Below are 12,340 nucleotides of genomic sequence, written 5' to 3' on the forward strand. Positions count from 1 at the left end.
ACGATCTTTTACGCAGCCATTCCGTCAGCGCAAATGACCCGTCGGGCGATCACCCCGAAAGGCTTTCCTGACAATGGCTACCGAGAAGATGGACGCAGGGCAACGCGCATCGCCCCGATCCTGTGGAAAGCGCAACGGCATGCCCCTGGATATCCAGGACGGCAGAGCGGGCGGCCGCGCTGCACTGGAAAGCGAGTTCACTCGCGAGTTCGTTCCGCTCGCCCGCACCTGGCGCCATGCGCTCGACATGAAGCTGGCCAGACTTGGGCTTTCGGGAGCCACTGGTCTCGCCCTGCTTCTCACGGACGAACTCGGCGACGATCTTCGGCAAACCGATCTGGCTTCAGGTCTCGATATCAATTCGGCATCGCTCGTCCGGCTCGTCGATGCGCTCGGGGAGTCCGGCTATGTCGAACGTCTCTTCGATCCCATCGATCGCCGGGTGCGCCGCGTTCGGCTCACCGCCAGTGGTCGAGACGCCGCGCGAGAAGTCAAGCAGGCAATAGCGGCGCTCCGGGCTACGGCGCTGGCAGGCTTCGACGATGAGGATCTCGCCACAGCCCTGCGCGTGATCCGCAGGATCGCCCGATCGCTCGACGGGGAACGGCGCAATGAGCTCTGATCTGTTCGGCGTCCGCGATGCCCTCTTCTCGCTCAAGTGCCTCGTGGCAGCGATGCTCGCTTATTATATCGCACTGCGCATCGGCCTTCCCCGTCCGTCCTGGGCGGTGCTGACCGCCTACATCGTTTCGCAGCCGCTCGCGGGCGCGGTTCTGTCGAAAGCCCTGTTCAGAGTGCTCGGCACAATTCTCGGCGCTGCGACGGCGGTGATCCTCGTGCCCAACCTCGTCAACGCGCCCGAGCTTCTCACGCTTGCACTGGCCCTTTGGCTTGGCGTCTGCGTCTATTTCGGACTGCTGGACAGAACTCCGCGGTCCTACATCTTCCTGCTCGCCGGCTATACGGCGAGCATCATCGGCTTTCCTTCGGTCTCCGCGCCCGATGCCATCTTCACCACCGCGATCCTGCGCGTCCAGGAGATCACGCTCGGGATCCTCTGCGCCAGCCTGATCCATGGCGTGATCCTTCCGCAAACCGTCACCTCTCGTCTGATCGCTCGCGTGGATGCGATCCTCAGGGATGCAGCGCGCTGGTCGGCTGATACATTGACCGACCGGCCGGAGGCAGCTCTGGATCGGGACCGACGCCGTCTCGCGGTCGACATCTTCGATCTTCACCAGCTTTCGATTCATCTGCCGTTCGACATGGCGCGCCTGCAGCCGCGAATATCGGTGGTTCGGGCGCTCCAGGATCAGATTTCCCTCATCATGCCGCTGGGCGCCGCGTGTCTCGACCGGATCGACCAGCTCCGTACAGCCGGAGCGATGCCGGGAAAGGTCGAGGCGCTGCTGGCGGACACGCGCGGCTGGCTGCTGTCCGGCCCGCATCTCGACGCGGAAGCGACGATGCTTGCGCGCCGTGCGCGCGAACTGGAACCGACCGCGCCCTCGACCTGGTCTGAGTTGCTGCTGGCCAACCTGCTCGTGCGCCTCAACGAACTGATCCAATCCCACGGTGCCTGCGCCGCTTTGCGAACATTGATAGCCGATCCGCATGCAATGCCACCGACAGAGATAGAAACCGTTCTGCGCCGCGCCGGTCATCGCCCGCTCCACCGCGATCACGGGACCGCCATCCGGTCGGCCGTGGGAGTCGCAACCGCGGTTCTGCTGCTTTGCACGATCTGGATCGGGACCGCCTGGCCTGACGGCGCCACAGCCGCCCTGATCGCGGGCGCCGTGGGAGCCATCCTTGCGAGCATCGGCGCCGATTCCGCGACCGGCTGGAAGATGCTGGTTGGCGCGGTGGTCGCGACGCTGTTCTGCACGATCTACGATTTCGCGATCTTCCCGCGTGTCACGGACTTCGTACCGCTGGTCATGGTTCTGGCTCCCGCGCTCCTCCTGATGGGAGGCATGACAACCATGCCTCCGACCGCACCCTATGCGCTCGGTTTCATGGTGACGCTGCCCACCTCGATCGGGCTCCTCGATCGCTATTCCAGCAGCCTCGATGCCCTCATCAACGGCAATATGGCGCAGTTCGCCGGAATGGCTGCGCCTGTGATCAGCCTGACACTTTTTGCGAGCGTCGACGGTAACATTCGTGCGCGCAAGCTGCTTCAGGTCACGCGGCGTGACCTGGCTCGCCGATGCCTGAGCCGTGCCGGACCCCGCACCGAGCGCTGGCTCGCCACCATGCTTGACCGCGTCGCCTATCTCTATCCGCATGTCGCGCGCGGAGAGGCCTCGTCCGACACGCTTGAAGGAATATTGGCGGACACGCGGGCGGGCATCAACATCGACGAGCTTCGCCGCATCAGGGGCAGCGAGGGCTTGGCTGACGCCGATGGTGCCATCGGGTCTGTTCTGGTTGCGGTTCACGACCATCTCGAAGCGGCCGGTTCATCGGCTCCCGGTACGGGTGAAGATGCTTGCCGGCAGCTCGACCAGCTCCTGGCAAGGAGCGCGGCGAGGTTTCCGCAGGATGCCGCGCGGGCGCTCTCGCTCGCTCTGGTGGGTCTGCGGCGCAGCCTCTTTCCCGATGCCGCCACACCTCTCCTGGAGACGCAAGCATGATCGGTGAAATCTCGGTCTTCGGAGTGTTCGTTCCGACCCTCATCCTGGTCGGGCTTGTCGCGCTCATCCTGTGCGGCGTCGTGACGATGCTCCTTTCGACGATCGGTTTCTATCGGTTCATCGTTCATCGACCAATCGTCGATCTCGCCATCTTCCTTCTCCTTCTTGCTGCGCTCGCGGATGTGAGCGGCATTTCCGGATCCCTGTCATGAAACGCTTTGCTCCTTATCTGATCAGACTGGCGGCGACCCTCGTCATCGTCGTTGTCGCGGCGCTCGTCGCGGTCGCTATGTGGCACCGCTACGAGATCTCGCCCTGGACGCGCGACGGACATGTCCGCGCCGATGTGGTGCGTGTCACGAACGATGTCTCCGGTCTGGTGACAGAGGTCCATGTGCGCGACAACCAGACCGTACATGCCGGCGACCTGCTATTCGTAGTCGACCGGCCGAGGTATCAGGCCGCGCTCGATGAGGCCGACGCCAACATCGCAAGCGCGAAAGCAACGCTCGATATGGCGCGTAAGACGGCGCGGCGCGATCTCGCGCTGGGCGATCTGGTCGCGGCCGAAACCCACGAGGAAAACGTCGCCCGTGTGCTGACCACGGAAGCGGCGCTGATGCAGGCGCAATCGGCCCGAGAGACCGCCGCGCTGAATCTGCGACGGACCGAGGTCCGCGCAAGCGTCAACGGTCAGGTCACCAATCTCGATCTTCATCCTGGCGACTATATCGGGGTCGGCACGCAGGCGATGGCCCTGATCGCGACCGACACCCTGAGGGTGGAGGGTTATTTCGAGGAAACCAAGCTCGACGGCATTCGCGTGGGAGACCGCGCGACCGTGCGGCTCATGGGCGCGTCGCAGCCCATGGAGGGCCATGTCGACAGCATCGCCGGCGGTATCGCCGATGACCAGCGCAGCAATAGCGGTAACCTGCTGCCAACGGTCGCGCCGACATTCACCTGGGTCCGGTTGGCCCAACGCATTCCGGTCCGGATCCATATCGATCGGCTGGCTCCGAACACCGCGCTTATTCCCGGGCGGACAGCGACCGTCACGATCCTGCCGGGGAGCAAGCGGTCATGAAACGCTATGCCGCCGCGTCCGGACTGCTGATGGCGATGCTGTCGGCCTGCACCGCCGGTCCGGATTTCAGGATTCCGGACCATGCGATGGTCAAGTCACCGTCGGCAAACGCGCCATTCCACAGCGGAGACGAGGCGGTTTACATATCGGCTCCCCTCCCCGACCATTGGTGGCATCTTTATGAGGATGCAAGGCTCGACGCCTATGTGGCGGAAGCGCTCGCGGCGAATACCGATCTGCGTGCCGCAGATGCCAATCTGAAGCGTGCAAGCTATGTCGTGCGCGAGGCGGAAGCGGGCCGGACGATCCAGACGACCATCTCGGGCGGCGCGGATATCAACCGCATCGGCGGCTTTACGGGCCCCGGCTCGTCCTACACCTATAATCTGGGCGCGGGGGTATCCTACCCGCTCGATCTGGCCGGCGGCATCAAGCGCGGGATCGAGGCGGCGCGCGCCAACAGCGAGGCTGAACAGGCAGCACGCGACCAGGTCCGGGTGACTGTCGCTGCGGCGGTCACACGCAACTACGCGGCCGTCTGCTCTGCGAACGTGACGCTCGCCGCCACCCAACGCGTGCTCGATGTGCAGCGCCAAACACTGCAGGTTACCACACGCCTTGCGAGCGGTGGGCGCGGCACCGCCTTCGACGTCACGCGCGCCAGGGCGGCCGTCGACCAGAGCTCCGCGGCTATTCCGGGCGTCCTTGCCAGCCGTCAGGCTGCCCTGTACGAACTGGCTGCGCTTATGGGGCGCGCGCCTGCGGATTACCCTCGCGAGGCCGAGCAATGTGCTGCTCCGCCTTCGCTCCGGCAGCTCATCCCGATCGGGGACGGTGCCGCGCTGCTCAGCCGGCGCCCGGATGTCCGCGCGGCGGAGCGCCAGCTTCACGCCGCGACGGCGACCATCGGAGTCGAGACGGCGGAACTTTACCCGCATATCTCGCTCGGCGGCTCGATGGGCTTCGCAGGCCCGTTCTCGGCTTTCCTTTCGGGCAACGGCTTCGGCGGCAGTCTGGGTCCCCTCCTCTCATGGACCTTTCCCAATCGGTCGGTCGCGCATGCCCGGATCGCCGAGGCTGGGGCTGCGGCGGAAGCCGCCTCGGCCAATTTCGACGGCACCGTCATCGAAGCGCTGCGGCAGACCGAAACGGCCTTGTCGGCCTATGCGCGGGAAGCAGATCGAAACCATGCCCTCGAGCTCACCCAGGGCGACACACGCAAGGCAAGCGACCAGGCAAGCCGACTCTATCATTTCGGACGGACCAATTTCATCGATGTTCTATCCGCCCAGGCCAGTCTGGCGAGCGCGGAAGCAACGCTTGCACAATCGCGTGCGACGCTTGTCGACCGGCAGGTCGATCTGTTCCTGGCACTTGGTGGAGGTTGGACGGACGGAACTGAGCGACCAGAACCGCAGGAGAGCTCGACAGCAGCAAAAGCAACTGCACGTTAAGCAGAAGCAGCAGATTTGCGGCCGGTTATCGTTAGCTGGACCTCGGCCTATGGTGTTATGTCGCTCAAGGTCACATCCTCATCTTATGCACCCCAACCCGTTACAATCGATGCGACCGGGACATGCAGCGCTATGCGTCACGCCCGATCATGGCACGACAGCGGCTGAAACACCGGCTACGCCTAGCAATCCATCGATAGGAAGAACTAAATTGCCCGTTCGATCGGCTGCTGCACACATGAAAGTCATGGGGATCATTCCGCAAGCCAATAACTTGGCATCCCGGAATAAGCAGCCGCCAACTTGCGCGACTCAGCCATCCCACACCGCAGCAAAACGGGAAGATCCAACTCGCCCGATACGCCGGTGCGAGCTGACCGGTTAACGCACATGGGCAGGCATCTCTCGTTCGATCCGGATGTGGCGCTCGAGGCGGCCATGGCGGTTTTTTGCGCCAAGGGATTCGAAGGGACTACCATCGACGATCTGGAGCATGCAACCGGCCTGCGCCGGCCGAGCCTCTACCGGAGATTCGGCCCTAAAGAATCGTTCTTTCGCCACGCCTTTCTGCGCTTCGAAGCGACACGGCTTCGTTATTTTCGAACCGCCCTGCGGCGGGTCCATATTCGTGACGTCCTGAAAGATCTTGTGACCGGCAATGTGGATAGTGCCGTCCTGGCCGCAGACAGCGGCCCGACCGGCTTCCTCGCCATCCTCTCCGGTGCTCCGTGCTGCGAGGCGATTCGCGATTTTGTCGAACGGCGACGACGGTTTCGGCAATGGAAACTTGAACGCCGGATATCCATCGCGATCCAGACCGGGCAGCTCAGGAGCGACGTCGATTCAGTCGATCTGGCGCGGCTTATTTCCATCACGCTTTCCGGCATGTCTGTCCAGGCCGCGACCGGATGCGATGGTTCGGCAATCCGCGGCGCGGCGAACCTGATGCTCGACACGTTGATGGAGCGTCTCTCGCCCATCAATGTAGATTCGAACGTCACACCGGAAGCTATCGCTCAACAATAAAACGATTTTGGATCCCGCCATGGGAAATTCAATTCGTACAGTCGGCAGGCTCCGACCAGCGAGTTGGTGGCACGCATTCCGAACAAGCCCGCGACGGACGGACGGCCTTACATCAACGTAACTTTGTGCGTTCATAGCGCTATACGATGTGCCGGCGCGAGAGGTTTACCAGAGCGCTAAGCACCCCGGACAAAAATACATGTGTCCGGTGCGGCATTCTTATGGGCTTGAAGGACCCGTTCCAATGTGTAATCACTATGACAACACATCCGGATATGGTCTTTCACTTGCCCACCAGCACTCGCTTCGCCGTCGCCGTCCATACGCTCGCCGCGCTCGCCGTGAACGAGGGCAGGCCCGTGCGGTCCCAGGATCTCGCAAGAAGCGCCAGCACCCATCCGGCAGTCATCCGGTCTATTCTCTCCAGGCTCGCCGATGCCGGTCTCTCGACGGCGCAGATGGGCCTGGGCGGAGGAGCCCTGCTGGCGAGGCCCGCCGGGAAGATCAGCCTGTTCGACGTCTACAAGGCCGTGGAGGACTGCGAGATTTTTTCGCTGCATCGCTCGCCGCCCGATGAGAAATGCGTGGTCGGCAAATATATCCAGGCCGCGATGCTCCCTGCGCTCGATCGCGCCCGTCGAGCGCTGGAGGAGGAGTTGCAAAGGGTTTCGATCGCGGAAGTCGCCGCCGACATCGCCCGGCGGGGCCAGTTCACCATTCCCTGGCAAGGATGATCTCATTTACCTCATTATGCTGGTATGTCGCCAACATATATACAAAGGAGTTTGCATATGTCGGACATTCGCATCGCCATCGTTTATCACAGCGGATACGGCCATACTGCCCGGCAGGCCGAGGCGGTGAAAACGGGCGTGGACCAGGTGGAGGGCGCTGAGGCCCTGCTGCTGACGGTCGAAGAGGCCCAGACCCGTTGGGACGATCTGGAGGCGGCGGAGGCCATCATCTTCGGCGCGCCGACCTATATGGGCAGCGCGTCCGCGCCGTTCAAAGCCTTCCTGGACCTGACCTCGAGCACCGTCTTCGCCAAGGGCTTCGCCTGGAAAGACAAGATCGCGGCCGGCTTCTCGAACTCGGCCTCGCGGTCTGGCGACAAGCTTGCGACGCTGATCCAGATCGCGCTTTTTGCGGCCCAGCAGGGCATGCACTGGGTCAGCCTCGGCCTACCGCCCGCAAACAATTCCAGCACAGGATCGGAAGAGGACCTTAACCGGCTAGGGATCTGGCTCGGCGCGTCGGCACAATCGAACGCTGACGAAGGGCCCGATGTTGCTCCTCCCGCCGCCGACCTGCGTACCGCCGAGCATCTTGGCCGGCGCGTTGCGGAAACGACGCTTCAGTTCGTGCGCGGGCGCGCTGACTGAACGGGAATGGCCGGTCCGTCGTGCGCGGCGCACTTCAGGAAGAAGGACAATAGGCACCATTGCCGCCGAACTTCTGCGAACAAGCTCAACAGGAACACAACCTATGATCGATTTTTATTTTCACTCGGGACCCAATCCAATGAAGGTCGCACTGATGCTCGAGGAGACGGGACTTCCATACCAGATGATCCCCGTCGACATCTTCAAGGGAGATCAGCATATCCCGGCCTTCACCGCGCTCAACCCGAATGCCAAGGTGCCGGTGATCGTGGATGACGGTGAGATCGTGTTCGATTCCAATGCGATTCTTCTCTATCTGGCGGAAAAGACCGGCCAGTTCGGCGCACCGGCGGGTAGTTCGCGCGGCGAGTTGCTATCGTGGTTGATGTTCATCGCGACAGGGCTTGGGCCATATTCTGGTCAGGCGGTCCATTTCGTGAAATTTGCACCGGAGAAGCTGCCTTACGCGATCAACCGCTATATGAAAGAAGCCGAAAGGCATCTCGAGATTCTCGATGCGCGCCTTGCCGATCGGTCCTTCACACTTGGAGACAGCTGCTCGATCGTCGACTTCGCTGCATGGGGTTGGGTGAATTTCGCACCCGGCATCGTCGGCGAGGCTTATTCTTCGCTGAGCCATCTTCGGCGGTGGCATGAGGCGATGAATGCGCGTCCGGCAGCGGGCCGCGCGATCGCTCTTCGCGACACGCTCAAGCTCAAGTCCGACATTGACGATGAAGCGCGAAGAGCCCTGTTCGGCAGGACGATGGCGCTCTGAGCAACGATGCAACGACAAATGGCGGGGCTGGCGTCAACGCAGCCGCCCCGCCAGGCGACCAAAGGGTTCACTGGATCTCGGCTTCAATAGTCGCGGGACCGCCGGACCAGGCCCAGACCCTGTTCTCGGGAAAAGGTGACGGTGACCGGTGGCGCCGCATCGAGGTTCGAGGAGAAGCTGTCCGTCCTCAACGTCGGCGCGCATCTTCGCCTCTTCAACAGCGCGTCGATCAGGAGAGAGGGCTAATCGTCCGGTGCGATGGCAAGCCCGGTCTCCAGCCTATCGCGCGGTGAGCGGGATCGTCTTCCCAAGCTGGCAGGACCAGAGTTCCGCTGCGGTATGCAGATATGATCCACGAGAGCGAAGGGTGAGTCCATACCGCAGCGGTATCATCGAGTAGCAATTCGATCTTTGAATTGCGCGTCCGCGCGGCGCAGACACCAGCTTGATCTCAGACCCTGGTTGAAGACATGAAACGGTTCCTGCTCCCCATTGTGCGCCGCACGCCATCTCTGCTCCTGAACGGCGACCGCAAGCGAAGATCGATCTCGACTTTTACGCGGCCGCACATGCTGGCCCGACTGTCCTCGGTCTCGTTCTGCGCCGCCACCGTGGCGATAGTCGCGATTCTCTTCGTGGCGCTTTTACGGGTTCTTGATGATCTGTTCATCGCGATCATCATCTGTGCGCTGATCGTGGTCACGGCCGCGCCCCACTTTTTTGGGCATCCCGCCCGGGGGACGCATCCATGAGGTTTGCGACTGGAATACTCCGTTTCTGGGGAATCGGAATAGACGAGATGACCTTGGGCGTCATGGCGCGATGGCTGGAAATGCAGTCATCCCGGTGCTGGGCACCGCTTGAAGCGGTCAGGAGGCGGTGATGTTTCTCGACTTTGCCGAGGCATTTACCGAAGAAGTGTCTGGCTCGTTCACGCCAAAGACGCGTGGCTCACAGGAACTCGATCGGCTTACGATGCAGGTCGCGCAGCTGTCCAGGCAGGACAGCCTGCGCAGCGTGTCCCAGGTCGGGCGCATGCGCCGGCTTATCGAACGCGTATTCGATATCCAGGTTCAAAATCCACTCGCCGACGCGAGGCTCGAGGCGCTTCGTCGCTATTGCGTCCTCTTCATTCATGGAGACAGCCGCGCACAGGAGGCAGAGGCTGATCTGCTGAATCGTGGCTATTCGCCGGAAAGTTGCAGGCTCATACGCGCGGTATTGCAACGGGAAACCTAGAACTCGCTCTCCCCGGGTTCGCGAATCGTTGTCATCAACCGCGCGTATCGCATAGGGATCGTGCTTTCGTCGCCGCTTGCCCAATCGGGCCTTGGGCCTCCAGCCTGGCGCGGCCGCATCGGTGGACGGGTAGCGCCAGGCCGAGCCCGCTGGAGATTTGTGCGAACCCGGCACGGCCGCTCGGGTAAGCCGCTTCATCCGATCGGAAGATGCGTCAGACCCCGGGGACCATGCTGTGGCGGGGCGTGACGCCTAGAAGTTGTACGTCCCCTCGAAGGTGAACATTCTCGGCGGGCCATAGGTCACTTCGGCGTAGCCGGAGGAAGCGGTCAGCGATGAGTTGCCGCTGCCGCGATAGGCTTTGTTGGTCAGGTTGGTAATCCCGGCCGCGAGGCTGAATCGGTTGCCCGGTGCTTCGTAGCGAATGTTTGCATTGACCAGGGCGTATTTGCCCTGGGCGATCTGCTCCGTGTTCGGCGCATCGAAATAGGTCTTGCTACGATAGGAAATGTCGGCACGCGGCGTGATCGACCCCTCGCCGACCTTGATGCGGTAAGAAAGACCGCCGTTCAGGCTCCATTTGGGGGAATAGGCCTGCTTGTCGTTGAGGTCGACACGCCCCAAAGCACCGGGCGCCAGTCCAACCTGGCCGGCCTCGAGCGCGGCCGTGAAGCTGTCATATTGAAAGTTCGTGTATCCGACGCCGAAGTTGATCAGCAGTGGACGGACCGGATTGGCGGTGCCTTCGAGTTCGAAGCCCTTGATCGTCGCCTTGCCGGCATTGCGCACGACAGGCGCCACGCCTTCGCGAACGACGATCTGAATGTCCTTGTACTTCGAGATGAAGCCCGCGCCCGACAGGCGCAACGTGCGCCCGATCAATAGCTTGCCGCCGATCTCGTATGTCGTGACCTGTTCGGGATCGAATTCCGGCAGGAATTCCCTGCCGGTCGGCGCGTTGGCAGATATCACCGGCTGGACGATCCGGGTGTTGAATCCGCCGCTCTTGAAGCCCTTCGAATAGCTCCCATAGGTCATAAGCTCGGGCGTCCATTGATACTGGAGCGTCGCGGCGGGGGTGACCTTGCTCATGGTCTTCTTGTTGAGAACGGGATCGAAGAGATAGACATTCGAGCCCGCGCAGGTCGCGGCCGCCGCTCCAGTCCTCGGAGGCCCCAGACATACGGTCTGGCCGGAGAGTGGCGCCGGATAGGCGACATTATACCCGACATTGGTGTAGCCATAGCCCGACGCCGCCGCGGTCTCGTCCGGCGTGGCTTCCTTCTGGTCCCGGGTATAGCGAAGGCCGACGGTCAGGTTGAGCTTGTCGGTGATCGCGAACGATTCCTGCGTGAACAGGGCGATCGACTGGTTCTTGATGGAGGCATTGTTATTGAGGCCGCCGACGCGCAACTCTTCGCCTGTCGTCGGACTGATCTGGGACGGAAGGTAGACAGGATAGAATTGGTAATCGGTCTCGCGGAAATAATAGGCGCCGAACTGATATTTGAGGCGGCCGTCCCAGACATCGCCCAGGAATTGCAACTCCTGCGTGAACTGCTTGATATTGTCGCTGTTGACCGTCTCGAGGATCTGGAGCGGCGTGTTGTCGGCATCCCGGATGGAGAAAGGCTTGGTCTTGCGATAGGCGGTGATCGACTTCACGGTCATCCAGTCGGAAAGCTCATACTGGACCGTCAGCCCGACGCCGTACATTTCCAGTTCGGATTTGCTGGGGGCATTGGAGGCAACCTTGTAGGGCCCGAGGCCGAGATACTGGTTGTTCGCGCAGCGGCGGTCGGTGTTTTCGGGAACCGGCGTGGGCGGCGTGGTGAGCGCGAAGCCCGGGCACCCTGCGATCGCCGACGCGAACCGGACGAACGCAGCGCTCGTATTGATGCCGCCGAACACCGTCGGCGAACCGTGGACATCGTCCTTGGTATAGTCCCCGATCAGCGTGACTTCGAGCTTGTCGGTCGGCTTCCACAGCAAGCTCGCGCGGCCCGCGAAGGTATCGACATCGCCGAGGTCACGGCCGTTCAGGATGTTGGTGACATAGCCTTCACGGACACGCTTCGTCGCGGCAAACCGGAGGGCCAGTGTGTCGCTGACGGGCAGATTGAGGACGCCGCGCACGTCGCGGCGATTATAATCGCCGAGCGTCACGCCGACATTCCCCGCAATCTTGTCGAACCTCGGTCGCGCCGAGAAGATCTGGATCGCTCCGCCGACGGTATTGCGGCCGAAGAGCGTTCCCTGCGGCCCGCGCAGCACCTCGACGCGGTCGACATCCAGCAGGGAGATGGCGGTGCCGCTGGCCCGCGCGAAATAGACCCCGTCGACATAGAAGCCGACCCCGGGATCGGTCGAGGCGAGAAAGTCCGTCTGGCCGACACCGCGGATGAAGATGGCCGAGGAAGAGCTGTTTCCCGAAGCGGGGGCGACAGCGCTGAACTGGACGTTCGGCGCAAGCTGGGTGAGCTTGTCCGCGGAATCGATCTGTCGCTCGGCCAGCGTGCTACCGCCGAACGCCGCGATCGAGATCGGCACATTCTGGATGCTTTCCTCGCGGCGGCGGGCGGTAACGACAATGTCGGAAATCCCGGCCGGCCCAGGCCCCGCCGCAGTCTGCACCGGTGTGCCATCCGGGGCAGCCACGGCCTCACCCGGCGTCTGCGCAGCGGCGGCATCGCAGGCGCCAAGCGCTGCGATCAGCGATAGCGCCGAGATAGAGG

Annotated in this window: 12 protein-coding genes; 11 read left to right on the forward strand and 1 reads right to left on the reverse strand. The window is 62.5% G+C overall.

What is annotated here, in order from left to right; translation table 11 throughout:
• The first annotated feature begins 73 nt into the window (after positions 1–73).
• From SPHME3_RS0114520 to SPHME3_RS21110, 11 genes are all read left to right on the forward strand, one after another.
• A complete protein-coding gene (locus tag SPHME3_RS0114520) occupies positions 74–622 on the forward strand; it encodes a MarR family winged helix-turn-helix transcriptional regulator (RefSeq protein WP_081614868.1) in 549 nt (182 codons plus the stop codon).
• Positions 612–2,639, forward strand: a complete 2,028-nt coding sequence (locus tag SPHME3_RS0114525; protein WP_020493496.1) for an FUSC family protein — start codon at positions 612–614, stop codon at positions 2,637–2,639. The genes SPHME3_RS0114520 and SPHME3_RS0114525 overlap by 11 nt, the downstream gene beginning before the upstream one ends.
• Positions 2,636–2,851, forward strand: a complete 216-nt coding sequence (locus tag SPHME3_RS0114530; RefSeq protein WP_018250948.1) for a DUF1656 domain-containing protein — start codon at positions 2,636–2,638, stop codon at positions 2,849–2,851. Before SPHME3_RS0114525 ends, SPHME3_RS0114530 begins: the two co-directional genes overlap by 4 nt.
• The gene (locus SPHME3_RS0114535; protein WP_018250949.1) at positions 2,848–3,726 is read left to right on the forward strand and encodes an efflux RND transporter periplasmic adaptor subunit; all 879 of its coding nucleotides are present in this window, start codon (positions 2,848–2,850) and stop codon (positions 3,724–3,726) included. Before SPHME3_RS0114530 ends, SPHME3_RS0114535 begins: the two co-directional genes overlap by 4 nt.
• Complete coding sequence (locus tag SPHME3_RS0114540; RefSeq protein WP_018250950.1) at positions 3,723–5,180, forward strand: efflux transporter outer membrane subunit; 1,458 nt, start codon at positions 3,723–3,725, stop codon at positions 5,178–5,180. Before SPHME3_RS0114535 ends, SPHME3_RS0114540 begins: the two co-directional genes overlap by 4 nt.
• Before the next feature lie 390 nt (positions 5,181–5,570).
• The gene (locus SPHME3_RS20170) at positions 5,571–6,206 is read left to right on the forward strand and encodes a TetR/AcrR family transcriptional regulator (RefSeq protein ID WP_018250951.1); all 636 of its coding nucleotides are present in this window, start codon (positions 5,571–5,573) and stop codon (positions 6,204–6,206) included.
• A 275-nt stretch (positions 6,207–6,481) separates the two neighbouring features.
• Positions 6,482–6,940 carry an Rrf2 family transcriptional regulator gene (locus SPHME3_RS0114550; protein WP_196801626.1) on the forward strand — a complete coding sequence of 153 codons (459 nt, stop codon included), beginning with the start codon at positions 6,482–6,484 and terminating at the stop codon, positions 6,938–6,940.
• 57 nt (positions 6,941–6,997) lie between these two features.
• The gene (locus SPHME3_RS0114555; RefSeq protein ID WP_018250953.1) at positions 6,998–7,588 is read left to right on the forward strand and encodes a flavodoxin family protein; all 591 of its coding nucleotides are present in this window, start codon (positions 6,998–7,000) and stop codon (positions 7,586–7,588) included.
• A 103-nt stretch (positions 7,589–7,691) separates the two neighbouring features.
• Entirely contained in the window at positions 7,692–8,366 is a 675-nt protein-coding gene (locus SPHME3_RS0114560) for a glutathione S-transferase family protein (protein ID WP_018250954.1), read from the forward strand.
• Positions 8,367–8,836: 470 nt separating this feature from the next.
• Positions 8,837–9,118, forward strand: coding sequence for a hypothetical protein (locus SPHME3_RS0114565; protein ID WP_018250955.1), 282 nt, complete (start codon positions 8,837–8,839; stop codon positions 9,116–9,118).
• A gap of 130 nt (positions 9,119–9,248) precedes the next feature.
• Positions 9,249–9,605, forward strand: a complete 357-nt coding sequence (locus tag SPHME3_RS21110; RefSeq protein ID WP_156021385.1) for a hypothetical protein — start codon at positions 9,249–9,251, stop codon at positions 9,603–9,605.
• 252 nt (positions 9,606–9,857) lie between these two features.
• Here the strand turns inward: SPHME3_RS21110 and SPHME3_RS0114575 are convergent, their stop codons facing one another.
• Entirely contained in the window at positions 9,858–12,263 is a 2,406-nt protein-coding gene (locus SPHME3_RS0114575; protein WP_196801627.1) for a TonB-dependent receptor, read from the reverse strand.
• Positions 12,264–12,340: the final 77 nt, after the last annotated feature.

It is taken from the genome of Sphingomonas melonis DAPP-PG 224 (assembly GCF_000379045.1).
Classification (GTDB): Bacteria; Pseudomonadota; Alphaproteobacteria; order Sphingomonadales; family Sphingomonadaceae; genus Sphingomonas; species Sphingomonas aquatilis.

Coding starts and splice junctions, on each gene's coding strand:
- SPHME3_RS0114520 (WP_081614868.1), top strand. CDS start 74: ATGGCTACCGAGAAGATGGACGCAGGGCAACGCGCATCGCCCCGATCC.
- SPHME3_RS0114525 (WP_020493496.1), top strand. CDS start 612: ATGAGCTCTGATCTGTTCGGCGTCCGCGATGCCCTCTTCTCGCTCAAG.
- SPHME3_RS0114530 (WP_018250948.1), top strand. CDS start 2,636: ATGATCGGTGAAATCTCGGTCTTCGGAGTGTTCGTTCCGACCCTCATC.
- SPHME3_RS0114535 (WP_018250949.1), top strand. CDS start 2,848: ATGAAACGCTTTGCTCCTTATCTGATCAGACTGGCGGCGACCCTCGTC.
- SPHME3_RS0114540 (WP_018250950.1), top strand. CDS start 3,723: ATGAAACGCTATGCCGCCGCGTCCGGACTGCTGATGGCGATGCTGTCG.
- SPHME3_RS20170 (WP_018250951.1), top strand. CDS start 5,571: ATGGGCAGGCATCTCTCGTTCGATCCGGATGTGGCGCTCGAGGCGGCC.
- SPHME3_RS0114550 (WP_196801626.1), top strand. CDS start 6,482: ATGGTCTTTCACTTGCCCACCAGCACTCGCTTCGCCGTCGCCGTCCAT.
- SPHME3_RS0114555 (WP_018250953.1), top strand. CDS start 6,998: ATGTCGGACATTCGCATCGCCATCGTTTATCACAGCGGATACGGCCAT.
- SPHME3_RS0114560 (WP_018250954.1), top strand. CDS start 7,692: ATGATCGATTTTTATTTTCACTCGGGACCCAATCCAATGAAGGTCGCA.
- SPHME3_RS0114565 (WP_018250955.1), top strand. CDS start 8,837: ATGAAACGGTTCCTGCTCCCCATTGTGCGCCGCACGCCATCTCTGCTC.
- SPHME3_RS21110 (WP_156021385.1), top strand. CDS start 9,249: ATGTTTCTCGACTTTGCCGAGGCATTTACCGAAGAAGTGTCTGGCTCG.